This window comes from uncultured Paraglaciecola sp. (assembly GCF_913020055.1).
Lineage (GTDB): Bacteria > Pseudomonadota > Gammaproteobacteria > Enterobacterales > Alteromonadaceae > Paraglaciecola.
In genome coordinates this window covers 15,499-41,809 of record NZ_CAJWCF010000017.1, presented here as the reverse complement: position 1 = coordinate 41,809, position 26,311 = coordinate 15,499, and the positions used below count along the sequence as shown (strand labels likewise).

Annotated in this window: 27 protein-coding genes; 16 read left to right on the top strand and 11 right to left on the bottom strand. The window is 41.7% G+C overall.

Annotated elements, in window-relative coordinates:
• Positions 1 to 138: 138 nt before the first annotated feature.
• Positions 139 to 1,212, bottom strand: coding sequence for a VOC family protein (locus tag QZ488_RS05605; protein ID WP_293746821.1), 1,074 nt, complete (start codon positions 1,210 to 1,212; stop codon positions 139 to 141).
• A 93-nt stretch (positions 1,213 to 1,305) separates the two neighbouring features.
• The gene (locus QZ488_RS05600) at positions 1,306 to 3,150 is read right to left on the bottom strand and encodes a PQQ-binding-like beta-propeller repeat protein (protein ID WP_293746820.1); all 1,845 of its coding nucleotides are present in this window, start codon (positions 3,148 to 3,150) and stop codon (positions 1,306 to 1,308) included.
• Between the two features lie 145 nt (positions 3,151 to 3,295).
• Between QZ488_RS05600 and QZ488_RS05595 the strand changes: the two genes are divergently transcribed.
• The 3 genes from QZ488_RS05595 to QZ488_RS05585 all read left to right on the top strand — a co-directional run bounded on the left by QZ488_RS05595 (position 3,296) and on the right by QZ488_RS05585 (position 7,673).
• Positions 3,296 to 4,063, top strand: coding sequence for an SDR family oxidoreductase (locus QZ488_RS05595; protein ID WP_293746819.1), 768 nt, complete (start codon positions 3,296 to 3,298; stop codon positions 4,061 to 4,063).
• Positions 4,064 to 4,316: 253 nt separating this feature from the next.
• On the top strand, positions 4,317 to 6,767 hold the full coding sequence (locus QZ488_RS05590) for a TonB-dependent receptor (RefSeq protein ID WP_293746818.1): 2,451 nt from the start codon (positions 4,317 to 4,319) through the stop codon (positions 6,765 to 6,767).
• A gap of 147 nt (positions 6,768 to 6,914) precedes the next feature.
• Positions 6,915 to 7,673, top strand: coding sequence for an SDR family oxidoreductase (locus tag QZ488_RS05585; protein WP_293746817.1), 759 nt, complete (start codon positions 6,915 to 6,917; stop codon positions 7,671 to 7,673).
• Positions 7,674 to 7,902: 229 nt separating this feature from the next.
• Here the strand turns inward: QZ488_RS05585 and QZ488_RS05580 are convergent, their stop codons facing one another.
• From QZ488_RS05580 to proB, 3 genes are read right to left on the bottom strand one after another with little or no spacing between them, the layout of a single operon-like run.
• The gene (locus tag QZ488_RS05580; RefSeq protein ID WP_293746816.1) at positions 7,903 to 8,373 is read right to left on the bottom strand and encodes an HAD-IA family hydrolase; all 471 of its coding nucleotides are present in this window, start codon (positions 8,371 to 8,373) and stop codon (positions 7,903 to 7,905) included.
• A gap of 6 nt (positions 8,374 to 8,379) precedes the next feature.
• A complete protein-coding gene (locus QZ488_RS05575) occupies positions 8,380 to 9,630 on the bottom strand; it encodes a glutamate-5-semialdehyde dehydrogenase (protein ID WP_293746815.1) in 1,251 nt (416 codons plus the stop codon).
• Between the two features lie 37 nt (positions 9,631 to 9,667).
• Entirely contained in the window at positions 9,668 to 10,765 is a 1,098-nt protein-coding gene (gene proB, locus QZ488_RS05570) for a glutamate 5-kinase (protein ID WP_293746814.1), read from the bottom strand.
• 272 nt (positions 10,766 to 11,037) lie between these two features.
• Here proB and QZ488_RS05565 point away from each other — a divergent pair, with 272 nt between their 5' ends.
• From QZ488_RS05565 to QZ488_RS05555, 3 genes are all read left to right on the top strand, one after another.
• The gene (locus QZ488_RS05565) at positions 11,038 to 13,503 is read left to right on the top strand and encodes a M1 family metallopeptidase (protein ID WP_293746813.1); all 2,466 of its coding nucleotides are present in this window, start codon (positions 11,038 to 11,040) and stop codon (positions 13,501 to 13,503) included.
• The gene (locus tag QZ488_RS05560) at positions 13,496 to 13,999 is read left to right on the top strand and encodes a DUF6702 family protein (protein WP_293746812.1); all 504 of its coding nucleotides are present in this window, start codon (positions 13,496 to 13,498) and stop codon (positions 13,997 to 13,999) included. Before QZ488_RS05565 ends, QZ488_RS05560 begins: the two co-directional genes overlap by 8 nt.
• 95 nt (positions 14,000 to 14,094) lie before the next feature.
• Positions 14,095 to 14,217, top strand: a complete 123-nt coding sequence (locus QZ488_RS05555) for a DUF3149 domain-containing protein (RefSeq protein WP_293746811.1) — start codon at positions 14,095 to 14,097, stop codon at positions 14,215 to 14,217.
• Positions 14,218 to 14,245: 28 nt separating this feature from the next.
• Here QZ488_RS05555 and QZ488_RS05550 read toward each other — a convergent pair whose 3' ends face one another.
• Complete coding sequence (locus QZ488_RS05550; RefSeq protein ID WP_293746810.1) at positions 14,246 to 14,557, bottom strand: DUF6482 family protein; 312 nt, start codon at positions 14,555 to 14,557, stop codon at positions 14,246 to 14,248.
• 327 nt (positions 14,558 to 14,884) lie between these two features.
• Between QZ488_RS05550 and QZ488_RS21485 the strand changes: the two genes are divergently transcribed.
• The 3 genes from QZ488_RS21485 to QZ488_RS05540 all read left to right on the top strand — a co-directional run bounded on the left by QZ488_RS21485 (position 14,885) and on the right by QZ488_RS05540 (position 16,759).
• Entirely contained in the window at positions 14,885 to 15,283 is a 399-nt protein-coding gene (locus QZ488_RS21485; RefSeq protein ID WP_366508984.1) for an MAPEG family protein, read from the top strand.
• Positions 15,284 to 15,411: 128 nt separating this feature from the next.
• Entirely contained in the window at positions 15,412 to 15,816 is a 405-nt protein-coding gene (locus tag QZ488_RS05545) for a hypothetical protein (protein WP_293746809.1), read from the top strand.
• Positions 15,817 to 15,973: 157 nt separating this feature from the next.
• Entirely contained in the window at positions 15,974 to 16,759 is a 786-nt protein-coding gene (locus QZ488_RS05540; RefSeq protein WP_293746808.1) for a carbohydrate kinase family protein, read from the top strand.
• A 9-nt stretch (positions 16,760 to 16,768) separates the two neighbouring features.
• Here the strand turns inward: QZ488_RS05540 and QZ488_RS05535 are convergent, their stop codons facing one another.
• The gene (locus tag QZ488_RS05535; protein WP_293746807.1) at positions 16,769 to 17,362 is read right to left on the bottom strand and encodes a hypothetical protein; all 594 of its coding nucleotides are present in this window, start codon (positions 17,360 to 17,362) and stop codon (positions 16,769 to 16,771) included.
• Between the two features lie 189 nt (positions 17,363 to 17,551).
• Positions 17,552 to 18,784: a sterol desaturase family protein gene (locus tag QZ488_RS05530; RefSeq protein ID WP_293746806.1), complete on the bottom strand. Its 1,233-nt coding sequence runs from the start codon at positions 18,782 to 18,784 to the stop codon at positions 17,552 to 17,554.
• 179 nt (positions 18,785 to 18,963) lie between these two features.
• Between QZ488_RS05530 and QZ488_RS05525 the strand changes: the two genes are divergently transcribed.
• The 4 genes from QZ488_RS05525 (at position 18,964) to QZ488_RS05510 (ending at position 22,492) form a co-directional block, all read left to right on the top strand.
• Positions 18,964 to 19,770 (top strand): DUF3014 domain-containing protein, encoded by an 807-nt coding sequence (locus QZ488_RS05525; protein WP_293746805.1) that lies wholly within the window; start codon positions 18,964 to 18,966, stop codon positions 19,768 to 19,770.
• Positions 19,770 to 20,315: a DUF1285 domain-containing protein gene (locus tag QZ488_RS05520; protein ID WP_293746804.1), complete on the top strand. Its 546-nt coding sequence runs from the start codon at positions 19,770 to 19,772 to the stop codon at positions 20,313 to 20,315. Before QZ488_RS05525 ends, QZ488_RS05520 begins: the two co-directional genes overlap by 1 nt.
• Before the next feature lie 14 nt (positions 20,316 to 20,329).
• Positions 20,330 to 21,634 (top strand): amidohydrolase family protein, encoded by a 1,305-nt coding sequence (locus QZ488_RS05515; protein WP_293746803.1) that lies wholly within the window; start codon positions 20,330 to 20,332, stop codon positions 21,632 to 21,634.
• A 105-nt stretch (positions 21,635 to 21,739) separates the two neighbouring features.
• Entirely contained in the window at positions 21,740 to 22,492 is a 753-nt protein-coding gene (locus tag QZ488_RS05510) for a methyltransferase (RefSeq protein ID WP_293746802.1), read from the top strand.
• A gap of 33 nt (positions 22,493 to 22,525) precedes the next feature.
• On the opposite strand, the gene tusA is transcribed toward QZ488_RS05510, so the two are convergent.
• From tusA to rph, 3 genes are read right to left on the bottom strand one after another with little or no spacing between them, the layout of a single operon-like run.
• Positions 22,526 to 22,777, bottom strand: coding sequence for a sulfurtransferase TusA (gene tusA / locus QZ488_RS05505; RefSeq protein WP_293746801.1), 252 nt, complete (start codon positions 22,775 to 22,777; stop codon positions 22,526 to 22,528).
• A gap of 6 nt (positions 22,778 to 22,783) precedes the next feature.
• Complete coding sequence (pyrE, locus tag QZ488_RS05500) at positions 22,784 to 23,425, bottom strand: orotate phosphoribosyltransferase (protein ID WP_293746800.1); 642 nt, start codon at positions 23,423 to 23,425, stop codon at positions 22,784 to 22,786.
• A 9-nt stretch (positions 23,426 to 23,434) separates the two neighbouring features.
• Complete coding sequence (gene rph / locus QZ488_RS05495) at positions 23,435 to 24,148, bottom strand: ribonuclease PH (protein WP_293746799.1); 714 nt, start codon at positions 24,146 to 24,148, stop codon at positions 23,435 to 23,437.
• Positions 24,149 to 24,358: 210 nt separating this feature from the next.
• On the opposite strand from rph, the gene QZ488_RS05490 reads away from it, so the two are divergent.
• From QZ488_RS05490 to QZ488_RS05480, 3 genes are all read left to right on the top strand, one after another.
• Positions 24,359 to 25,222, top strand: a complete 864-nt coding sequence (locus tag QZ488_RS05490; RefSeq protein ID WP_293746798.1) for a YicC/YloC family endoribonuclease — start codon at positions 24,359 to 24,361, stop codon at positions 25,220 to 25,222.
• Between the two features lie 94 nt (positions 25,223 to 25,316).
• The gene (locus QZ488_RS05485) at positions 25,317 to 25,559 is read left to right on the top strand and encodes a hypothetical protein (protein ID WP_293746797.1); all 243 of its coding nucleotides are present in this window, start codon (positions 25,317 to 25,319) and stop codon (positions 25,557 to 25,559) included.
• 23 nt (positions 25,560 to 25,582) lie between these two features.
• The gene (locus QZ488_RS05480; RefSeq protein WP_293746835.1) at positions 25,583 to 26,119 is read left to right on the top strand and encodes a hypothetical protein; all 537 of its coding nucleotides are present in this window, start codon (positions 25,583 to 25,585) and stop codon (positions 26,117 to 26,119) included.
• Positions 26,120 to 26,311: the final 192 nt, after the last annotated feature.

Here is a 26,311-nt window from a genome sequence, read left to right as displayed (position 1 = left end):
CAATCCGATTGGCAACATTTTCACTAATATTCATATAAAACCATTAATCATTAGAAGAAGGTGAGCTTTCACACACATTTTAATGGATCTACATAGGTTACCTTTCTACAGATACTTCACAAAATCGGTAAAAGGCACTTAGCCAGGTAGCTCAAAGCTAACAATGGAATAGTTCGAATTGGCCTTGATCACTTGACGAAGTGAAAATATATTGCCGTCTACATCTCTGGCGTACATCTGCCAATATCCACCAACTTGTTGCGGGGCACTGATCAAGTCAACGCCAAGAGATATAAGACGTTTGTACTCTTGTTGAATATCACCCACTTCTAGAGAGTAGCTATACCCTAAATCACTTGCTTTACGCTGGCCGGTGAAGGCCTCTGTTTTAGGTGTTTTGAATTGCCAAAACTCCATCATCTTTGACTGTTCGTTCATTTTGAACCAACCAGCTAGTACATTTGAGTCGGTGAGTCCGGTGATACGATCAATTTTGGGATTTTTGCTGATTTCGGCTTTTCGATAAGGCTTAATGCCTAATACGTCTTGATAAAAGTCCATTAGTTTTTCGATATCCGGGGTGGCAAAAGCAACTTGTGTCATCCACATAGGGCTGTCCCATTCTTGCCAGGCATTGTCATAACCGGCGCGAGCCAGAATTTTCCCATCCAGCTGTTCCATTTCAAACATATTGCCTTCTGGATCATATCCATAAGCATAAGTTACGCCGTATCCGCCTAAGTCAACTGGGGTATTTCCCGGCGTGAGCAAACGAGCGCCTGCGGCGACAAATTTATCGTAGCCGGATTCAGCTTTAGGAGATTGAAAACAGGTATGGGTCATACCGGGGCCCTGAGCGGGCATATCGCTTAATCTTAGCTCTTTATTAATGGCAAATTCAGTCAGCTCAAACAACATATTGGGCGCTTTAAGGGTCGCCACTTCATATTCCAGGCTTTGCCCACCATACAATGCATCCGAGTGGCTATTGGCGAATATTTTTTCTCGTTTTACTAGCTCAAAATCCGTAGCCTGTAGATAGAAAGCCAGCGCTTGATCGAGGTTCTTCACAGACAAGCCAATATGATTGATCCCCATAATAGTGGTTTTGGTATCTTTGATAGTGGCAGTTTTGTCTATTTCTATCGCCCCAACAGACGAGCTAACGATTGATAAAAAAACCACCGTCGTTAGGTTTTTAATTAGATGCATATTTATCTCCAAATGAAAGTTTCAAACACGCTACACTTGCTTTTATTTCTAGGTTTATTGCTAGATGAATCTTGTTTTAGGCCAAGCTAAGGTTTATTTGCCATCAAGTGAGAACACCATCAGTAAATTACCCGGGATTTCTCCCCACTTGTCATAGCCTGAGCTTAGATAGATATTGCCATTGGCAATAACCGGGCCGTCAGCTTCAATCGCGCCACCAAAGCCTTTTACCCCATTGATACTGTTTACCGCTAGTTTAGTGTCGTACTGCCAAAGTATTTCACCTGTGTCTGCAGAGAAAATTCTAAACATGCCATCCAGACTACCTGCATAAACTAAGTCTGCAGAGCTTGATACCGCTGCTGATATGCCGGGAAAACATAAAAACTTGCGCTCTTTGGGGCAAACGTTTGGCAATGCTGTGCGCCAGACAAACTTACCGCTCAGCAGATCTAGACTGTGCAGCCCTGGACGAGGCTCACCAACGATGTAAGGGTTATTAGTAGGCAAGTCCGACACACCCACATAAACCTTGTGATTATCACTGCTCATTCCCCAATGCACGCCACCCATGGTACCGCCGCTTCCAACCCTTTGCTGCCATACAATTTCACCTTTGGCATCAGGATCTAAGGCATACACCATGCCACCCTTTTGACCGATGACAAGCAGTTGTTTACCGTTTTCCGGGCTAGTTAACATCGCAGAAGCACCTATATCAAAATCGGGGCCGTCTTCTTTAGGACAATTGGGCGTTTTACGGGAACAGGCTCCATTCCAGGCATCGCCTTTGGTGACCTGAGTAACCCATTTTATCTCACCCGAACTTAGGTCCATAGCCAATACAGCGTCACTTGTTCCGGTAGCAGGAGTTGAATAGTTTTGCCCTGTGGTGGCATACAGTAAATTACGTTTCACATCTAGAGTTGGTCCAGACCAAACTGGGGCTCCCGAAGGTCCATGCTGTTGAGTGCCAGCCGAGGTTTTATAGGTAGGTTTAGGCTCGTCAACTGTGTAAGTGGTCCACACTTTTTTACCTGTTTTAATCTCAAAGGAAACTACCGCCCCTCTGAACGAGCAACATTCGTAGTCCACTCTCGCCGCAGGGATAATTTCCAGCGATGAAACCGGTACATAGACCTTATTCTCATCAGCGATCACTGAACCGGTTACTACTGCTAATGGACTGCTATGTACTTTTTTACGCCAGTTCAACTCGCCTGATTGAGCATCTAATGCGTAAGCATTGCCATCTAAGTCACCAAATAGCAGGGTGTTTTGCTGTAAAAAAAGCGCACCTCTCACTTCAGCCTTGGCTTTATACTCCCAGTGTACGCAGCCTGTTTGGGCATCAAGAGCATAAACAATCCCGGCCTGACTGCCAACGTACACAATATTCTGAGTGACAACAGGCTGTGCCCTTACTCTTGTTGCCTCAGGAAAAGCAAATGCCCATTTCAATTTGAGAGCAGCCACATTATCCGGTGACAAACCTTGATCCTTGTCTTGATGTCGTCTATTGGCAGTTTTACCGCCCCACCCATTCCAGACTGAATCAGCTGCGTCTCTAGGCATGTCAATACCGGCTCTTTTACAGGTATAAGCAGTGACTTTAGCGCTGGATTCAGCGATTTTTTTGCCGCTTAAAAACTCAGCCACCGCGTATTTTTCCTCTCGGGATAAGGCCATTCCTGCGGTACTCATTAAACCCGATTCTAGGGCTTTTACTATTCTTTCGGGAGGATAGAGTTTAAAAGCTTCAACTTTGGGTGCTTCGAGCAGGGCTCCCGAATGGCAAGCTGCGCAGTTAGTCTGGAAAATCTTCCCAGCATCAATTGACTCTTCTGCCTGTACAATCACCATATTCGTAAACCACAGACCTAGCAGGGTCGCAGACCGCAATCCCTGTAAAACACCAATTCGACGATTATTTGCCATTTTAATTCTCACCGCTAACAACTCAACACAAAAGTTGTTTTTTCTTTTATCCGCATAATCAGTAATGTAAACCTTATTGACGAACAGTTCAATACCATGTAGGGTTTAAATTAACAATTTTATTACATAGTCATGAGGGCTTGGTATGGATTTAGGATTTGCTAATAAGCGGGTAATAGTCACGGGTGGCAGTCGCGGTATCGGTCACGCTGCGGCGCAAACACTCATTAATGAAGGGGCGGCAGTTGCAACCTGTGCTCGGGGAGCCGATGCCTTAAATGCCGCGCTCGCCGATTGGCGCGCACAAGGTGCAACAGCTTACGGTGCCACTGTAGATGTGAGTGACTCCCAGGCATTTGGCCAGTGGTTTGAGTCTGCAGTTGAACAGCTTGGTGGCCTGGATGTGTTTGTATCTAATGTTACCAGTAACAATGAATATAGCGGTGAAGCCCGCTGGAAACAGGCCTTTGAGGCTGATCTAATGCAACATATTAGGGCCACCGAATTGGCGCTACCACACCTGCGCAAAGGCAAAGATGCATCCATTGTGTATATCGCATCCATTGCCTCAATTATGAGTGCAAACATGCCGACTGAAACTGAATATGGGGCAATGAAGGCCGCGCTTATTTCTTACGCCTCGCAATTGGCCCATAAGTTAGGCAAAGAAAACATTCGGGTTAACTTGCTTTCTCCGGGGCCGATCTATCATGAAAATGGTTTTTGGCAAGGGGTAGAAAAACATAAACCCGACTTGTATAAGCGGGCCCAAGCCCTGTCGGTATTTGGTCGTTTAGGCACGGCACAAGAGGTGGCAAACGCCACAGTCTTCTTGGCCAGTCCAGTTGCATCCAACATAACCGGGATAAATCTGCGTGTTGATGGCGGTACAATAAAAACTGTAAATTTTTAATTAACAATAAGTTAATAACAGAATACTTTCAAAAAATCATGTTAATTTGTTGTTTATATTGATGTTTTAAAAATTTCATTTTTATATCAAACCCAAAAATTTCTAATAAATTAACATAATTGCAACTAAACAGGTTGACTATTGAACGTTTTGTCAATAAATTGACCTTATTGACACATTGCTTAGTAGCGGCCGAGATGACTACTGTCTGAATCTAATATCACCACACAAACATAAAAACTGGGAGCCTATCATGCCAGCGAGAAACACCAAAAACCCAATGTTGAGTATCATTGCCTTATTGCCCTTTGCGTTTTCTGCACTTGCACAAGACGTTGCGCAGGCAGTTAATAACTTAGAAGAAGAAAACCAAGGCCTTGAAGTCATTCAAGTCACCGCGCAAAAGCGTGTAAACAGTTTGCAAGAAACGCCTATTGCCATCAGTGCCTTTAGCCGCGCTATGCTAGACGATCAGGATATTGAAGATGCTTTAGATATTCAATATGCCGTGCCTAATCTTATGGTATCTCGTAGCTCAGGCTATAGTGTGCGTGGTGTCGGTAATAACGCTGTTTCCTCCACTGCTGATCCTGGCATGGGAGTCCATGTTAACGGCGTATATATAAGGGCCAATTCTATCCAAAACGAATTTTACGATTTGGAATCCATTGAAGTCTTACGTGGCCCGCAGGGTACACTTTTTGGCCGTAACACTACATCCGGCGTACTGAACTCACTCACAAGAAAGCCTGATGATATATTTGAAGCTGAGTTAACAACAGAAATTGCTAGTTTTAATGGCTTAAGAACAAAAGGTTACCTTAACATTCCTCTTAGTGACTCCGTTTTACAGCGCTTTGCTTTTAATACGGTGAAACGTGATGGTTACACCGAGAACGTGGCTGAAGACGTTGGATTCGAAGAGCTTGACGGACGAGACCAATGGTCTGTGCGCAGCTCAACCAGCTTCGAATTTAGTGAAGAAGCCAATGGGTTTTTATTCGTCCAGTATTTTAAAGAGCACAGTGACCGCAGTGGGGTGGTGGGTGTCTTGTGTAAGTCAGATCCAGTTCTGGGTTGTGATAATAGTGAAACCCTGGCTAGTGAATTCCCTAATACCAGTCATACCGACGGCGCATTGGCCAATGGTGGTTTGTCTGGCCTACTAGGTGCGTTGGGTTACGGTTTACGTGATAATTTTTATAATACCAACCTGGATGGCTCTGTTCGTAGCAACCCAAGCGACCCAAGACAAGTGCGCATGGATACCCAGCCTGTATTTAATGGCGACGACCTCTTAGTCTCGTTTGAATTCAATTATGAGTTTGGCGATTATGTGTTTACATCAGTCTCTGCTTACCATGATAGAGAATTTCAGGCCGAACGAGATTTTGATAGCGGAGATGGTGCAGATGGCATGTTGACCCCACAAACTCTGCTATTGCCTAGCGGCAGAACTGAATTAACCACACGTCATAGTACGGTTCGCACAGATGAAGGTGCCAGTAAGCAAATGAGTCAGGAATTTAGAGTTGCATCTTATAGTGAGGGGCCGTTTAACTTTACTGCAGGTGCTTATTACTTTGATTATGACGGTGAATCTTTTGTCAATTTTTACCTACCAGAGTTAACAGCGGTAGTCGGTTATCTGGGATTACCTGATGAACTTGCCACTTTTAGCTTTCAGTCGCCAGAAATAACCACTAAATCTTGGGCCGTATTTAGTGAAGGTTATTATGACTTTAGTGATGACCTCAAATTGACAGTCGGACTGCGGTATACCGATGAAGAAAAAGAAGTAAAAACACGAACAATTTCTCCTCTTTCGTTTCTCAACCCCGCTTTTGATTTAGACAACAGCTTCGTTGACGGTGAAGGTGCTTGGGAAGAAGTAACAGGCAAAATCGGGCTCAGTTATTCGGCAGATTTTGATATGACCGATGAAACCTTGTTCTTTGGTACTTTGTCTCGTGGCTATAAAGGGGGAGGTATTAACCCAGGAGCGAGCGAGTCGTCTTTTCCAACCTTCGATCCTGAATACATCAAATCATTAGAGATGGGCACTAAAAACACTTTTGCAGGCCGCATGTTTCAGGCCAATGTGACTGCTTTTATCTACCAATATGATGGCCTTCAAGTGGGTGGGATTTTAGGTGACGGTACCACTTTTAATACCAACGTTGATGCGGACGTAAAAGGCGCTGAGTTTGAATTTGTTGCTGCGCCAATAGACGGCTTACGAATGAATTTGAACCTGTCTTTGCTAGACTCTGAAATCAATGAAGAGTTTTTCACCTCACCCGATATTTCTGCCGCTTCCGGATCTGGTCCAGTTAATTTGAAAGGGAATACTTTGTTGTTCTCACCAGAAAGTTCAATTCAGTTTGGTATTCAATATACCCACGGATTAGCTGGAGATTGGGAAATTGCGTACCGGTTACAAACGTTTTGGCAGGATGAGTTTTATACAAGGTTATATAACATTGCCACGGACTTACAAGATAGCTGGCAACAAACTGACTTAAGTGTAACGGTTAGAGATTTAAACGATGTCTGGGAGTTTGAAGCTTTTATTAAAAATGCATCAGACGAAGCCTCGGTAACAGGTTTAGGTGTCGATAATTCATTGGTTGGACGTTACCGAACGCCCACTTATCTTGACCCAAGGACTTACGGTATACGTGTCACTTATCGCTTCGAATAACCTTTTAAATTTGCGTAAAAAATCCTGGACTGTGTTCTCAGGTATTTTTGCCCCACCTCTTGGTGGGGCTTTTTTATTTTATAGATTACAGGGGTGTCCGGTTAAGGACGGCGCTGAAATAAAATGTTGATAGCAAGAGATTCAAGAATGTTTGATTTAACGGACAAGGTCGCGCTAATAACAGGCGGTAATGGCGGTATTGGTTTAGCCTTTGCAAAAGGGTTAGTGAAGTGTGGTGCTAAGGTGGCTGTATGGGGGCGAAACCCTGACAAAAACCGCGAGTCTATTGCTATCTTACGTGCTCTTGGTGCTGACGTAGAGGCATTTGAAGCCGATGTTACAGATATTGAACAAGTAAATGCTGCATTTGCTGCCACCTTGTCTAGATTCAAAAAGGTAGACATTTGTTTTGCCAATGCCGGGGGCTCAGGCACACGAGGTTATTTACATCAAACCGAAAAGGCCGATTGGGACCGGGTGATGGATATAAATATCAACGGAGTGGTGAATACCTTTAAACCAGTGATTACTCACCTACTAGAAAGAAAATCACCCGGTAAACTGATTATTAATTCTTCTGCTGCAGCAATAATAGGCACTGGTTTTCAGGCTTCTTACTCTACAACTAAAACAGCAATGGTTGGCCTGACACGCGCACTTGCCGTTGAGCTTGGACCGAATCAAATACAAGTAAACGCTTTATTACCTGGCTATGTAGAAACTGACTTTACCACGGACACACCAGAGGCATTCAAAGAGGCATGTCTCAGGCGTTCGTGTTCTAGACGTTATGGACAAGTTGAAGATATGGAAGGCGTGGCAGTGTTTCTGGCTTCAAAAGAGAGTGATTTTATGACAGGACAGTCAATAGTGATGGACGGTGGCATAACAATTTATCCACTTTAGTGGTACAACATTTATGCCATAAAATGCCGGGCTGCGTTGGCATATAAGTAAAAATTGAAATGGTGGGTTATGAGTAATAGATAATCGTGACGACTTAAGTTTCTTTAGTGGTCATGCTTGTTTTTATTGTCTCATAATCAAAGAAAGTGCAGCCTCAACCTTCTTCTTTATAGATCCCTTAAACAATGAAACCATCATACTGTTTTATCCTAAATAAATCTGAGACTCACTAAGTCAGCATATTTAACTTATTGATAGTTAAAGTGTCGAACTCAGCTTGACCGCCATTAGGATTGTACCAAACCACTTTTATACCAGCTTTTAACGCTTGATGAACATCTCGTTCGAGTGAGTCTCCGATCATGGTGACATGTTCTGGGCTGACATTTAAGCGCTCGGTTATTTTGTGATAATAACTCGGAGCTGTTTTCCCGACACCAAGATTTTCACGACAAAATATACGTTCAATATAATCACTTAACCCTGCTCTTTTTAGCGCCAAGCGAATTTGTGCTTCTGAAGAATCTTCGGCATTGGTCGCCAAATGACAATAAGCGTGCTCACTTAATCGCTGCAAACATGCTTTAGCCCCGTCAACAACTTGTACTTTGGGCCAATCACACATAGAACCAGTCTGACTAGGCAGATCAACCATTAAGGTGTCACCCCAATCAAACAAGTAGTGTTGCGTCTTTATCATTTGAAATTAGCTACGGACTTCGCCGTCACCCATCACGATAAACTTTTCGGTAGTGAGCGATTCAGCACCCATTGGTCCGTAAGCATGTAATTTGCTGGTGGATATGCCAATTTCAGCACCCAAACCTAACTGACCACCGTCTGAGAAACGCGATGATGCATTGGCCATCACCACAGCCGAATTAATCCGGCGAATGAAGGCTTGGGTTTTAGAGTAATCTTGGCTGACAATCACTTCGGTATGACCCGAGCTGTATTCTTCGATATGGGCGATAGCTTGTTCAAAATCGTCAGCCACCTTTACGGCTATCTCCATTGCCAAATATTCTGCGTGCCAATCGTCTTCAGTCGCCTTTTGTGCGCCATCAAAGTATTCAATGCTGTCTTCACAAGCATGAATAACCGTATTGTGCTCGGCTAATAGTGCGGCGGCCTTTGGCAAAAACGAAGAGGCGAGATCTTGATGTACCACTAAAGTTTCAAGTGAATTACACACACCTGTGCGTTGGGTTTTACCGTTCTTAAGGATGTTCAATGCTTTCACTTCATCGGCTGCACTATCCACATACAAATGACATACACCTTTGTAATGTTGGATCACAGGAATACGACTATTTTCAGAAACAAAACGAATCAACCCTTCACCACCTCTAGGGATAATTAAATCAATGGATTCATTAAGCGTCATTAATTCGTTCATCACTGCCCGATCGGGATCAGGCACAACCACCACAGCTGCTGGGTCTAGGTGTTTTTTAGCTAGGGCAAGCTCAATACATTTGGCCAAAGCCAAATTAGAATGTATTGCTTCTTTACCACCGCGCAATATCACTGCATTGCCTGCCTTTAAACATAATGCCGCCGCATCAATGGTCACATTAGGCCGTGATTCATAAATCATCGCTATCACGCCCAAAGGTATGCGCATTTTGCCCACTTGAATGCCACTTGGCATACGTTCAATTTTGGAAATTGAACCAACGGGATCTGGCTGACCAGCAATTTCAAGCACCGCATTGGCAATGCCTTGAATCCCTTTTGGATCTAAAGCTAGACGATCAAGCATAGCGGCATCTAAACCATTGCTTTTGGCTGCAGCTAAGTCTTTCTCGTTAGCCAACAAAATAGATGATGTATTAGATATCAACGCCTCAGCAATATCTGACAAAAGTTGATTTCTTTGCCCAGACGTTAGATTCGCTACTTGCCTAGCTGCTTTTTTAGCTTGTTTTGCAGCGTCTGTAATCGAAAAACTCATTTTGTGGATCCTTGTATAAATAATGTAATCAGCAAACTCAAAGCAGCACTAAATCATCTCGATGGATGGCAGCTTCACCAAATGAGTAACCTAAAGTAGCTTCTATTTTTTGGCTATTTAAGCCTTGTATGTTGGCTAAATCTTTGGCGCTGTAAAGAACTAAACCTTTGGCAATAACTTTACTTTCAAAGGTCACATTGACCGCTTCACCAGATACAAAGGCCCCGTTCACAGCGGTTATGCCTGAAGGTAGTAATGATGCACCTTTTTCCAATAGTGCACGTTTTGCACCTTGATCAACTTCAATATGCCCCTTCACTTTTAAGGTATGTCGTAACCAATTATCACGGGCACTGGCTAAACTTTTATTTGGCTTGAATAAAGTACCTGGTGAATAACCTTTGGCCAGTGTTTCGAACGCAGCTGGGTCACGGCCGTTAACGATCAAAGTCTGAATACCTGAATCTACGCATTTTTGCGCAGCTTGAATTTTAGTTTGCATTCCACCAGTGCCCATCTCGGACACTGCGCCACCGGCTAATTGATAAATACTGTCATCAATAACGTCGACTTCAGGTATTAACTTAGCAGAGGGGTTACTTCTGGGATCGGCATCATATAAACCATTGATATCCGAACAAATGATAAGGGTGTCGGCTTCAGCTACTAATGCAGTATAGGCCGCCAAATTATCGTTATCGCCCACCTTTAGTTCGTTAATTGCCACAGTGTCATTTTCATTAACTATGGGTAAGGCGTAATTTTTTAGCAGCTCGCGCAAGGTACTTTTGATATTCACGTATCTAGTGCGATTATGTAAATCATCCGATGTCAGCAATATTTGTGCACAATCAAAATCAAACAAACTCGCCCAATTTGCCATCATCTGGGTTTGACCTATTGCGGCCATGGCTTGTTTTTCAGTAATAGATGGGCGGTGTTTAAAAGCAATTTTACCCTTTCCAGCAGCAACACTACCCGAAGAGACCAAAATAACCTCTTTTCCCTGTTTTCGGCTATCACTAATAAATTGTGCAATATGCCTTAGATACTCTTGACTGCATTGATTATTGCTAGGCGCAATCAGGCTGCTACCTACTTTAATCACTGCTCGCTTCCAGTTTACCTTAAACATACAACACCTCACTTCGCTATGCCCTTAGAGTACGATAAAACAAGGGATTAACAAGCTAATGTAGTTATAAGCTATGGTCTAAAAACACACTATTTACCAATTCATTCATGCAAAAACAACGGTTTTGAACGAAAAGTGCTAACAAAACGTTCTTAATACTGGTTAGTTCAGCAAAGAACTGTCAGTAAAATTGTAATAAGATCCCCGCCGACGGCAAAATAACAATAAAAATTACGCCGTTAACTACTACATCACGACAACCAGGGAATACAATGTTTAAGAAATTTATAACGATAGCAGTCCTGTCGCTTGCAACTATTGGCTCGGCAAATGCGGCGATTAACCAAACAAAAGGCGATTTTGAAGATAAATTTCGTCAATTAGATGAGTCACTGCCTACACCCAATGTATACCGTAACGCGGCTGGTGAACCCGGCCATGAATATTGGCAACAACAAGTAGATTATAAAATCAAAGCAAAACTTGACGAAGAAAAGCGTCGAATTGAAGCTAGCCAAGAAATCACTTACCACAATAATTCACCTGATACCCTTAAATACCTTTGGGTGCAGTTGGATCAGAATAAATTTCGTCATGACTCTATGTCGGCCATGACTACCACCTTCGGTGGCATTGGAAATCGTGGACCAGCCACATCAACAGCCTCTAGCAGTAAACCAGCACAGATGAGTTTGGGCGCATTACGCCGCCAACAATTTACTGACGACAACGTGCTGGGTTATGACATTCAAGCGGTTAAAGACAATAAGGGCAAAAACCTTAAGCACACCGTTGTTGGTACCAATATGCGTATCGATTTACCTGTGCACCTAAAGCCGGGTAAAAAAGTCGAATTCTCAATCAACTATGCTTTCAATATTGTTGAAGAAGATGCGGTATCGGCACGTTCAGGTTATGAGCATTTTCCTGATGACGAACGAGTTGGCGGTAACGATATATTTTTGTTAGCCCAATGGTTCCCACGTTTACATGCTTATACAGATTATGAAGCTTGGACCAACAAAGAATTTATTGGCCGTGGTGAGTTTACTTTAGAATTTGGCAACTACGATGTTGAGTTAACTGTGCCAGCCGATCATATTGTTAGCTCTACTGGTGCGTTACAAAATCCAAAAAGCGTTCTCACCGCAACGCAACGCAAACGCTTAAAAGAAGCTGAAAAAGCTGACCGTATAGTATTTGTTGTCACTGAAGAAGAAGCCTTAGAAAATGAAAAAGAAGGCAGCAACAAATCCAAAACATGGAAATTCCGCGCTGAAAATGTGCGTGACTTCGCATGGGCTTCATCACGTAAATTCATGTGGGATGCTCGTGGTCATCAACAAGGTGGTGCAGATCAACCTTTAGTTATGGCCATGTCTTTTTATCCCAAAGAAGGCGGCGATTTATGGAAAAAATATTCGACCGAAGCTGTTATCCAAACATTAGAAGTGTATAGCCGTTTTTCTTTTGATTATCCTTATCCCGTAGCACAATCAGTTAACGGCCCAGTAGGCGGCATGGAATATCCCATGATCACCTTTAATGGTCCTCGCACCGAATTGCAAGACGACGGAAGCCGAACCTATTCGCAAGCTGAAAAACGCTTTTTAATTGGTGTGGTTATTCACGAAGTAGGGCACATCTATTTTCCTATGATCGTCAATTCTGATGAACGTCAGTGGACTTGGATGGATGAAGGATTAAACAGCTTTCTAGACGGTGTTGCAGGCCGTGAATGGGACCCCACTATTCCTTGGGGTGTAGAGCCTCGGGATATTGTCAGCTATATGAAATCCTCTACTCAAGTGCCAATTATGACTCAGTCAGATAGCGTATTACGTTTAGGCCCGAATGCTTACACCAAACCTGCTGCGGCATTAAATATTTTGCGCGAAACTATTTTAGGTCGTGAATTATTTGATTTTGCCTTTAAGGAATACGCACAGCGCTGGAAATACAAACGCCCTACACCTTCAGATTTTTTCCGCACTATGGAAGAAGCTTCAGGTGTTGATTTAGATTGGTTTTGGCGTGGATGGTTTTACAGCACTGATCACGTGGATATTTCCTTAGATAAAATTTCTAAGTTGCGCTTGGATACCAAAAACCCAGATATAGACTTTGATCGTTTACGCCAAGAAGAATTAGACAAACCTATGTCGTTAACCGACGAACGTAATAAAGCTGAAGGCCAAGATCTTTGGGTCGAGCGTTTTTCTGATATCACAGACTTTTATGACGAAAACGATCGTTTTACCGTGACCAACAAAGAACGTAATAAATATAAAAAATTCCTAAAAAAATTGAAACCTTGGGAAAAAACAGCTTTGGAGCGCGCAGTAAAAGAAGACAAAAACTATTACGTTTTAGAGTTTTCAAACAAAGGCGGGTTAGTGATGCCAATCATCATGGAACTCACGTTTGCTGACGGTAGTACGGAAAATCAATACATTCCTGCAGAAATTTGGCGTCGTACTCCCAAAGCAGTGAATAAAATGATTATCACTGACAAAAACAAAGAATTGGTCAGTGTTACTGTTGATCCACGTTGGGAGACTGCAGATGTTGATGTGAGTAATAATCATTACCCTCGCAAAATCATCCCGTCACGTATCGAAGCTTACAAAAGGAAAAAAAGCACTAGAAAAGTATCTCGCGATATCATGCAAGATATTAAAACTGAGCTGAAAGAAGACAAAGATATTAAAAAAGACGACCAAAACAACGATGAATAAAATCGTAAATTGGGCGATAGGAGCGCTGCTGTTTGCAGCGTTCTCACTTTCAGCCCACCAGCAAAAAACCGCGATTAGCACAGTATTGTTTAATCCGCGTACTGAAAACATTGAAATCATGCACCGCTTTAGAGTGCATGATGCTGAACACGCGGTAAAACAAATATTTGGTAAAGATGCAGATATCATCGACTCGAAAAAAACTCAAAACCAATTTGGCGAATACGTTAATCAACGGTTTAATTTGTTTGCCAGTAATCAACAACCACTGCCATTAAAAATGGTCGGCGTTGAGTTAGAAGGTCAGTTTTTTTGGGTATACCAGGAAACCACACAACCCACCACATTAGATAATCTGACAATACGTCACGACGCACTTCGTGATCTTTGGCCAGAGCAAGTCAATACGATTAATGTTGAAGGCAAAGGAAAATTACAAACACTGACATTTACAGATTCAATTGAACTACTAAAACTCACATTTAAAACTCAATAAAGCCTTGCCGCAAAACTGATCTAGATCAATATGAGCCAGTGTTAATTGCATAAGATCACCTTAGTTAAAACGTTATCTAACAAAGGTGAATCATTATGTGGGATCTAATATTGAACGACCCAGTCGCTTGGGGCTCTATTCTTGGCATTGGTATAATGGTAGTGATGGGTGCTTATTATACGTACTTATTTATCCACAATACTAAAGAAAAACTTTAAGCGATAACTCTTCACTACAAGCAAAAAACTAGTACGGCTGGCCCATAGAGAAAGGCAAGGCGCCTAGAGTTTGTGCTGATTCAGGGTTACCTATCATCTCATCATAGGGCGACTCGTGTAGCATTTGTGCAGCCAAAATGATGCAACTATCAAACGTATCGCGGACATGCTGCGTGCTATGAAAACGTTTTGGCCTATCCCCCTCATAAACCAACCCCATCTCATCACCCACTCTAAGCTCAACAAGATAGATATTCATTTCGTATGAACGCACAGTCAACATCTCGACCACTGGGGATTGAGTTAAGACATGCTTTAATTGGTATTTGATTTGATGCACAGGGCCATCTCAGATTTAGCTAAAAGTATAGATACGCAATACGTTTCTATCCTTATAGTAGTTCAATAATCATTTTTCACATTTTTCTAAATAGATACCTATCTTGGGTTAATCACAAAACAACAAATATAAACTAGCTTTTTCAAACGCTTAAATTTATGAAATGCTGTAGAAAAAATTAACCTGAATATTGAGGTAAGAATGAGAGTAGTGTTTATATTTAACCCTACTTCCACCTAATAAACGGTTAAACACTCTTCAGTTGAGAGTGTTATTCAAAAATTTATAGAGGATACGGATATCAATAATCACTACTTAGTTTTCCCCATGTTCGCAATGGTATTACTCACATTCTCTGTCTTGGTCCGGCTGTTCAGCTTACGATCAAAATTGGCCCGAGCAGGGGAAATTGACCCTGCATATTTCAGTATTTATCAAGGTAAAGCTGAGCCAGAACAATCTGCGAAGCTAGCGCGAAACTTTACTAATTTGTATGAAGCTCCTGTTCTTTTCTATGTTTGTTGTGTATCTGCTATTTCAGTCAATACGACTGGGCTCCCATTTTTTCTACTAGCATGGGCATATGTCGCTGCAAGGGCAATTCACACTTATATTCATACGGGTAGTAACAAAATATGGCCAAGAGTCTATGCTTATTTTTCTAGCTGGCTTATCTTACTTTCAATGTGGGCGTTGCTAGCCATTAGAGTTATTACTTCTGAGTAGTCTTGAGTGCAACGTTATTTGAGAATCGACAAGGGACCACCTAACAAAGTCGTCAAGCCGACTATTGGTTTATTTAATGTGTTATGTGCACAAGAAGCATTTTTTCGACATGTTTAAAGGTAATTAAAGTGAATTTTGAAGAACATGGACAATACAAAACTACATTTGATGGCCAGATTATTCTAGTCGAAGGTGTGGGGCCTTGGAATATAGAATCAGTATTGTCATTTATAGAACAAATGAAAACTATTCAAGTCGATGTGGGGCATGCGTGTATAGGATGTATTACTGTTCTTCGAGGAGAGTGCATCGTTACCCATGATGCAAAAAAAGAACTTCAAGCACTACAGGCGTGGCGAATAAATAAAGGATTTGAATACCCTAGTGCATTTGTATTCCCAGGAGATGAAGGGCATTCTTTTTACGAAGCTTTATTTTCGGATATCCATAAAGATAGAGCGAGTAAACCACTATTTTTTGAATCTGTTGAGCAAGCTAGAAAATGGATAATTGACGCCCAAATTGTCAACTAGTTACGTCAATACTAACGACACTATAAATTGAAAATCCAATTTAATCAGAGAAAAGTAATCACAAGTTAAAAATTACTAAGGTTTAAAAGGTGTTATTTCCCGATCAGTTTTACGTATGCCTCATTAGGTTTATTGAAGTTCCAGCCGTGGTATATCTATGAAAGCTGCTTGTTTTAGTGTGGCCGCTATGGATTTTTTCCCACAACAGAAAAAACATTTTGCTGGGGGAAATGCACTCAATCAATCTATTCGGCTCTCGAGTCAGGGTGTTAATTGTCACTTCGCAGGTGCATTGGGCGATGATAATCACGGTAATAAAATATATTCCTTACTAAAACAAAATAATGTTGATGTTGCTCTCGTGGAAATACTTAAAGGGCATACCGCTAACAATCGTATTATTAACGACGATTTTGGCGAAAGGTTTGGAGAAGAAGGTGCTTGGAATGGCGGTGTTTTCGAAAACTATAAAATTAGTGAGGAAACCTGGCAGAAAATCTCTAATTTTGATATTTGGACAACCCATTCTAGCTGCCCTAATTTTCAGCAAACGTTAGCCAGAAGAGGCAAAAGCAGTTTAATTGTGGATTATTTACATCTTCCTGCTTTTCAGGTGCTGGCGGATACTATAACCAATGTCGATATTGCTTATGTCGGTGGTGATGTAGAAATGATTGGAAAACTAGCTAATTTATCTACAAAAAACACATCACTTATCGTTCTTACTCTAGGTAAAAATGGCAGCATAGCGTTTTATAAAGGGCAGCAATTTACGCAGCCTGCGTTGCCTACAAACGTGGTCGACACTACGGGATGTGGAGACGCCTTTCAAGCTGGGTTCACATGCAGTTACCTTAGACACAATGATATACAACAAGCATTGTTATCTGGTTCCGAATTGGGCCGTTTAGCCTCAATGCATTATGGTGGTGTGCAGTGGTGAAACAACAATCTATTCCTCATATCCCCAAGGAGCAGCAGGCACTGGTATAGGCTGAGTTAAATCAAAATCCACTCTAAACTCTCTTCCTTCACGCACTAAACGATAAGAAAACGAATCTGGGTATATATACATTTGCCATGTATTGGTAATAGATTGAGGCAATCCATGTTCGGCAAACAATTCTTTTGAATATTGGTCAACAGGAAAAGACTGTATTTGTTTATAACCTGCGTCGAGTGTATGCCCACCATACATAGTCACAAGATCAAAAGTACCATCTTTATGTCGATGGTCATGTTTTAGACTTAAACCACTGCCAGTTTTTTTAATAATCCAGGTACGAGATGCATTGTCTCCCACATAAAATGGGATCTGCAATTCAACGTCATTACAGCTGCGCACAAACATAACTAATTTGGCTTCAAATGCCGGACTAGGCTGGTTATCTACCGCAACTTTTCCCTCGAAAGCTTTGCCACAGTACTGGGCAATACTGGAGAAAAAAGCATCGTGAGTGGGGATTGAGACCAATGGTGCTTGTTTAGCCATGACCGCAACGCTACCAAGGAGAAAGGGGAGCACTAAGTATCTTAAAAATATCATATTATTATTCTTCTTTATCTAAAATGTGATGGAGTGACTAGAGTCACTATACCGTTAAGTTAAGGTTACTTTTCGACAAACTGATTTAGTGTATTAAGTTAGGTACTTTGGACCTAAGCGACAATCGGCGAAAATTCTTCAAACCCTTCTATATTGATACCGATTGCGCTGAATCTATGAGTGATTTTTTCAATTATTAGCCTCCATCAAAGGCCCAGTTGAATTGATAATATCGTTCTTTTTAAATAACAAAACCACTACGTTTATGAGCATGCTAATTCCTAGTGCCCATTCGATCCATTCAGGTAACGAATACATAAGCAGAGTAATTAAAACTAGCAAATATTTAACCCATTCTAAATAAATAGCTATAGGATTATTTTCCATCACTAAGCCCGCGGATAAACTGGCATAAAGAACAAATATCACCACTAAAATTTGTTCTGCTAAAGTTAGGCTTGCAACGTTCATCATTAGTAACAAACCAACAAAAGTAATCAATAAATACTGTAACAGGCTATAAAATTTATTGATCAACGTTAGCGGAATATCGAATTTTCTAAATTTAGTGAGATCAACCTTACTCAGTGGGTAATTTTGCTCAACATCTGCAGGTCGCCAACCTGTGCGTTTAAACCAAATCAGTAGTTTGTCCTGCCAACGTTTTGCATGCCAGCAGTCTTTGGCCAATTGACTGTACACATGCACATTTGCCCACAATGGATTCCAACTTTTGAGCGCCTTTCGAATACCATAAATAGGCTTATCGTTATCCAATTCTTCTTGAAATGAACCAAAAATTCGGTCCCAAAGAATAAACACGCCACCATAATTGCGGTCTATATAGATTTGGTTTTGCGCATGGTGCACTCGGTGATTGGAAGGTGTCACAAATACCCATTCATACCAGCCCAACTTGGGAATATGCCGAGTATGCACCCAAAATTGATATATCAGATTTAACGAACCTACCGTGATTAAAACAATAGGATCAAAGCCTAATATGGCCATAGGCAAGTAAAAAATCCAGCTGAACACGCTGCTACCACTTTGCCTTAAAGCCGTGGTTAAATTGTATTCTTCACTTGAGTGATGCACGACATGAGCAGCCCACAAAATATTCATTTCGTGACCTAGCCGGTGATTCCAATAGTAACAAAAATCATAAATTACAAAGGCACCGAGCCAACTCCACCAGCTTGGTTCAATTTCAAACAAGGCCAGCTGCTCATACGCCACCACATATACTGTTAGGGGAAATAACTGCTTGATAATGCCAGTCATTCTGCTTAATACACCAGCAGTTAAGCTGTTTATACTGTCGTTAACACGATAATAATCGGTACCTTTTGCTTTTTCTAATAACAATTCGATAGCAATTAACAGGAAAAACAATGGCACTGCATATAAAATAATATTCAAAAGACTTCCACACACGTTAAAATTAGGTGAACCACATAGCCAGTTTAGTTACCTCTTAATGGTCAGTCCAGATAAGAATGTAATTACAGTATTTTACAATCTACGCGTATCATTTAGATGGAATTTTAAGTAGGCTGAAGTGTTAGTGTAATTTAGGGTATTTGGTCAACAGGAAAATCATGAGTGAAGAATCGAAAAAGTCGTTAGTTCCCCATTTCACTATAGGTTTAATAGTACTGGCTATTATTTTGGCCGTTGTGCTTTGGCCTAGCGAACCTGAGCCTGAACCTGTTGTTGAGCCATACACTCCTGTTATTGAACCAACAGTCGAACCCATTATTGAAGAGCAACCTGTCGCTATTATCCCAGCCCCGGTAAAGGAACAAGCTGAACCAGAAATCATTCCTGAGCCAGAGCCATTAGATACAAGCGATGGCACGGTAAAAACTAAATTATTAACCTTATCTGATTATGATGCCTTTGCACGTTTGCTTGTTAATGACGCACTCTTAGAGCGCTTCGTTATAATGACCAATACACTAGCCGAGGAAGAAATAGCCACTAACAATAGAATGTTAGTTCAACCAGACAAACCATTTCGAACATACAGACAAGCCGATAAAGAATGGATAGATCCTGCGAGTTATAAACGTTATGCACCTTATGTAGAGGTGCTTGAGTCTCTCGAAACAGAATCACTATTGCAGCTTTATCAGGAGTACAAACCAGCAATTGAACGGATATTTGCTGAAATTGGTAACCCATCTGACAGCTTTGATGAAAAGCTTGAAGAGGCCATTGATGTATTACTCGATACCCCAGAAGTACCTTTTCCAGTCGAAGTATATACTGATAGCGTTATGTACAAGTTTGCAGATAGCCAACTAGAATCGTTAACTGCCCCGCAAAAGCAATTATTGCGCACAGGACCGGAAAACATGCGTCGTATTAAAGCTAAATTACGTGAGATAAAAGAAACGCTTTAATGGCGAGTTTTGACTTAGGTGCTTTTCAACAACAAATCAGCTCTCAAAATGCGGCTTTACCTCCCGTGGATAAATGGAACCCTGAGTTTTGCGGTGACATAGACATACAAATAAAACATGACGGCACTTGGTTTTACATGGGCACACCCATTGGTCGCAAAGCATTAGTTAAGCTTTTTTCCAGCGTTTTAAAGCGCGAAGACGATCATTACTTTTTAGTGACACCTGTAGAAAAGGTGGGAATTCAAGTCGAAGACGCCCCCTTTATCATTACTCAATGGCACAAAGAAGACGGTAAGTTAGCTCTTACAACCAACACTGGCGACGATTTAGTTGTTAGTTCAGAAAATCCTATTCAAATATTTGCAGATAAAAAAACAGCTGCATATCTACCTTATGCTTTAGTTCGCAGAAACTTATGGGCTCGTTTACATCAAAATGTATTTTACCAACTCGCTGAGTTGGGTGAAGAGCAAATAGTAGATGGTAAGCACCATCTAATGCTTAACAGCGGTGACTTCAGCTTTAGCCTTGGCGAGTTATAACAGGAAGTATTAATATGAAAAACAAAACCTTAAAATCAACGCTAATCTTTGCAGCGATAGCCCAATCTTTTATAGCCAGTACAGTAATGGCTGCCACGGTTATTCATGCTGGCAGTCTAATTGACAGCACCTCAAATAAAGTCATTCAAAATGCAACTGTGATTGTCACCGACAACAAAATTACCGCTATCAACAAAGGATTCACTGAAGGTGGCAGCGAAGACACTGTCATTGATTTATCAGCTTACACCCTGATGCCTGGATTTATGGACATGCATACACACATATCCAGCCAACATAACGGTCCAGCAAGTTACATGGAACGATTTACCCTAAACGAAGCAGATTATGCAATTAAGGGCGTTCACTATTCAGAAAAAACCTTGATGTCGGGTTTTACTTCTGTACGTAATCTGGGTGATGGCCACAATGAAACGGTTGCTCTTAGAAACGCGATTAATAAAGGCTTGGTCAAAGGGCCGCGCATTTATACTGCCGCCAAATCCATCGCGACTACAGGTGGGCATGCCGATCCAACTAATGGCCGCAGCAAGTCAATTATGGGTAACCCTGGACCTCTCGATGGTGTAGTGAACGGTGTCGCAGAAGCTCGCAAAGCAGTGCGACAGCGTTATAAAGACGGGGCTGATTTAATAAAAATCACTGCAACAGGCGGTGTGTTAAGCGTGGCTAAAAATGGTCAAAACCCACAGTTTATGGACGACGAACTTACCGCCATAGTAGAAACTGCTACAGACTATGGTATGACGGTCGCAGTACATGCCCATGGCAAAGAAGGCATGTTGCGCGCTATCAAAGCAGGGGTTACTTCTATCGAACACGGCACCTACATGGATAAAGAAGTATTTAGACAAATGAAAAAGAATGGCACTTATTATGTGCCAACTATTATGGCTGGAAACTGGGTTGCAGAAAAAGCCAAAATTGATGGTTTTTTTCCCGACCTTGTTAGACCTAAAGCAGCGGCTATTGGTCCACTCATTCAACAAACTTTTGCCAAAGCTTATGAAGCTGGAGTGAAAATTGCGTTTGGCACTGATTCTGGCGTGTCTGCTCATGGTGACAACGGCCTAGAGTTTGTTTTGATGGTAGAAGCGGGCATGAAACCAATTGAAGCCATTCGAAGTGCCACACAAAGCGCAGCTGACTTACTAAAAATTAGCGACCGCCTTGGTACAATCGAAGTGGGCAAATTAGCCGATTTAGTCGCAGTAAAAGGTGATCCTTTAGCGCAAATATCACTACTACAACAGGTAAGTTTTGTGATGAAAGATGGTGTGGTTTATAAACATCAGTAGGCTGTTGATTAATTTGAAATTTATGTTTAATTTCAACGGTCTGTAACAGCGATAGGCTAAACCACTTTCACAATTTTAAACAATAAAAAAAATGGAGATACATCAGTGAAGAAACTTCTACCCATATTGTTACTCGCAGTGAGTGTCAGCTCAATAGCGGCTGATAACTTTGACGCTACCGCAGAAAAAATTAAATCGGCATTAAAAGCGGAAATCAGAACCGAAGCAGAAACCGACCGTGATAGAAACCGAAAAGCCTTACAAACCTTAGAGTTTTTTGGTTTGCGTGATGATATGAAAATTATCGAACTGATCCCTGGTGGTGGCTGGTACACAAAAATTTTAGCCCCAGTAGTAAGTGAAAAAGGTCAGTATTATGCTGCGATGGGCACAGGGCGTATTAAAGGTTTAACTGAAAAGCCTGGTTTCGAAAAAGTAAAAATTGTCGCTGAAGATGCAAAATTATATAGAAAAGATGGCGAACGTTTTTATTCATTAGACGCAGATTCACTTGAAGTAAAAGATCTAGATATGGTGCTGACTTTTCGCAATTACCATAACTTTGGTGAAGAAGGTCGTCGCCACATGAATAAGTTGGCTTTCGAAGCCCTCAGGCCAGGCGGTGTTTATGCTGTAGTGGATCACACTGCTCGCCATATGGAAGAATCCAATCCCTTTAACGGTCGCCGTGTTGACCCTGTTTTAGCGATTAAAGAAATTCAAGAAGCTGGCTTTGAACTGGTTGACTACTCCAACTTACACTATCGCGCAGATGATGAATTACGCTACGAAGTGGGCGCTAAATCGGTCACTGGCAATACAGATCGCTGGACTATTAAGTTCCGCAAACCCAATTAGATAAGATTCTGTAGATAAAAAAAGGCCGCTAAGTTAGCGGCCTTTTTTTATCAAATATTGATAGGGAGAATTAACACTTTGTGAGTCCAGCAACTCATGTTCCATAAATCGGCAAAAGCTGGGGATATCTCGAGTAGTGGAGTGATCGTCGGCGGTTACAGTAACTGTCTCGCCAACTTGCATCTCACGTATTTTTAAGCGCACCATCATTACGGGTTCTGGGCAGCGTAAGCCTATCGCGTCTAATTGGTAATTGGCGTCATCAAAAGCACTAACATTACCCATCGATGACTATATCCCGTAATCCAAACGATATTGTTTGATATTAGCTAAGTGCTCGGCCATATCAGGTTTATCGCTGAGATAGTCAACCAAATCGGCCAAGCTGACGATAGACACCACTTTAGTATTAAAATCACGCTCAACTTCTTGGATAGCAGACAGCTCACCTTGACCTTTTTCTTGCCTATCAAGGGCAATTAACACGCCTGCAAGCTGGGCATTATTTGCTTCAATCAATTGCATAGACTCACGAATGGCAGTACCTGCAGTAATAACGTCATCCACCAGCATGATTTTACCTGCAAGCGGGCTGCCGACTAAATTGCCACCTTCACCATGGGTTTTCGCTTCTTTACGATTAAAACAATAAGGCTTATCTACGTTGTGTTTGTCTGCTAACGCCACAGCAGTAGTAGTGGCGATAGGAATACCTTTATAGGCAGGGCCAAATAACACATCGTAATCGATACCAGATGTTTGCAAAGTTTGCGCGTAAAACTGACCGAGCTTGGCCAAATCACCACCCGTATTGAATAAACCCGCATTAAAGAAGTAGGGACTAGTTCGACCGGACTTAAGGGTAAACTGACCAAATTTCAAAACATTGCGTGCTAGGGCAAATTCAATAAAGTTACGTTGATAATCTTGCATTTTACCGTCCTAATTCAAAGCCAATTTTTGCTCATCGAACAATTCACGAATACCATTTTTAGCCAGTTCCAACATTTCATTTAGCTCATCAGAATCAAAGGGGTCACCTTCAGCTGTGCCTTGTATTTCGATGAATTTACCAGTGTCGGTCATTACAACGTTCATATCTGTTTCAGCATCAGAATCTTCAAGATATTCTAAGTCAGCAATAGCGACGCCTTTGTAAACACCAACAGATAAAGCAGCAATCATATGTTTAATTGGATTCGCTTTTAAAATACCTTTAGCACGCATCCAACTTAATGCATCGGCTAGTGCCACACATGCGCCGGTGATAGAGGCAGTACGGGTACCACCGTCAGCTTGAATAACATCACAATCAACAACGATAGTATTTTCACCCAACAACTTTAAATCAACCGCTGCGCGTAATGAACGTGCAATCAAACGCTGAATTTCAAGAGTACGACCGCCTTGTTTACCACGAGCCGCTTCACGGTCAGAACGAGTATGAGTCGCTCTAGGTAACATGCTGTATTCTGCGGTTACCCAGCCTTTACCTTGGCCTTTCATAAAACGAGGCACACCTTCTGTTACCGATGCATTACAAAGCACCTTGGTATTGCCAAACTCAATTAGGACAGAACCTTCGGCGTGACAAGTAAAGTTTCTGGTAATGGTAACGGGACGAATTTGCCCGGCTGTTCTGCCACTTGGACGCATGCTGTACTCCACAATTATTGGGGGGATGGTTATGGCGCAGGATTATAACGCAATGAGCTGGATACGGGGAATTGAAATATAAATAAATGTCCTCGAATGCTATTAAGCAAAAAAGAGCACAACGAACATATTGGATTGAGTTAATATAAAGACACAGAAATACATAGCGATTCCTATTCAGATATTGAGTCGCAGTAAATAGGACATCTTATGATTTACAGTATGACAGCTTTCGCCCGCCGTGAACTTAAAGCCGATTGGGGCACAGCCGTATGGGAAATACGTTCGGTTAACCAACGGTTTCTTGAAACCTATTTCCGTCTTCCTGAGCACTTTAAAAGCATGGAGCCGGTGCTGCGCGAACGTTTTCGCAAACAACTACAACGCGGCAAAGTCGAGTGTTCATTACGTTTTGTAGCTAATGACGCGGCAGTGGGCAAATTAAGCCTTAACGAAGACTTAGCCAAACAAGTGATGCACGCCGCAGACTGGGTGCAATCCCACGGCCAATCTGCCGGTGTAAACCCTCTTGATGTATTACGTTGGCCTGGCGTTATTTCTGCCGAAGAAGCCGATATGGACAGTATCCAAGGTGATGTGTTAGCTGAATTTGACCTCACACTCACTGACTTTATCGCCGCTCGCGCAACCGAAGGCACTAACCTTAAAGCCATGATCGAACAACGTTTAGATGGCATTAATGTAGAAGTAGAAAAAGTCACAGCTCACATGCCAGATGTAATCAAATGGCAACGAGAGAAAATTCAAGCTCGCTTCGAAGAAGCCAAAATTGAACTCGACGCAACACGATTAGAACAAGAAATGGTAATGCTGGCACAAAAAGTAGACGTAGCCGAAGAACTCGACCGCTTGTTATCACATATTGGTGAAACCCACAAAATCCTCAAAAAAGGCGGCGCAGTTGGCCGCAGATTGGATTTTATGATGCAAGAATTTAACCGCGAGTCAAATACCCTAGGCTCAAAGTCCATCAACACCGACATAACGCAGTCAGCAGTAGAATTAAAAGTACTAATTGAACAAATGCGTGAGCAGATCGCGAATATAGAATAAACACTTAAATAAGTTGGAATAGATACCGACACCTTTGAGCCAAGCTCCGCAGTCTTGCTGCTGCGGACACGATTCAGGGAGTGTGTAGATAATTATGTATTTCTCACCATGTCGTAATAATAAGTTGTCGCTTATTTTTCAGAATAGTCATTGTGGCAGCACATTATTTGCTTTGCCTTCTGAAACCAAGTTTATCCTGCTGGCTCAATTTATCCTGCTGGCTCAATTTATCCTGCTGGCTCAATTTATCCCGCTGGCTCAATTTATCCCGCTGGCTCAATTTATCCCGCTGGCTCAATTTATCCCGCTGGCTCAAGGCTGTGTTATTCTTTACTGAGCGTTTATATAGCAATGTATTGGATGTTTTTTAGGTGGGTGTTGGTGGCAGAATTTAAAAACAGTGAACGTGAAAAAATTGTTCTTGAGCACCAAGCAGCAAAAATATTTATGCGCTGGTATGAACACGACAGTGGTAAAAAAATACGTCACATTTGGCATAATCGCCCACGTAAACCAGATGTGTCCTGTTGGCTCGAAGGGCAGCGTTTGGATATAGAAGTCGCTCATTTATATGGCTCTGAAGCAGAAGCCAGGCAAATTTTAGGTCATGAGCTGGATGATAAAACCATTTTGGAGCTGCGCAATTTAAATAAAATGTTCAAACCCAATCAGCGGCTACTAAATGCACTGAACCGAATTTTAATTAACAAATCTCATAAATCTTACAAGTCGAATCGGGTATGGCTAGTAATCCGTAACGCTCATCCTGCATGGGAAACACCACAAATTAAAGCGCTGCAACATTGTATCGATGTACCCGTCAATCATCCATTTGAGCAAATTTGGATGGTAGGTGACTGGGCGGGTGACAGCGGCATAATACAGTTGTATCCCTAAACGGTTTGCACAACGTAAAGCCATTTAAATTAACAATTAATTTACAAATAATCCCTGTAATTCAATTAGATAAGCATAGATAGTTGTCAGTTATTTTTACAGGTACGATTTTTTCAATAATTTAAAATCATCTATCTTATTGAATTATATTGTTAAAATTTTGTTGGCTCAGTTTTTGATTATAATTTAAAG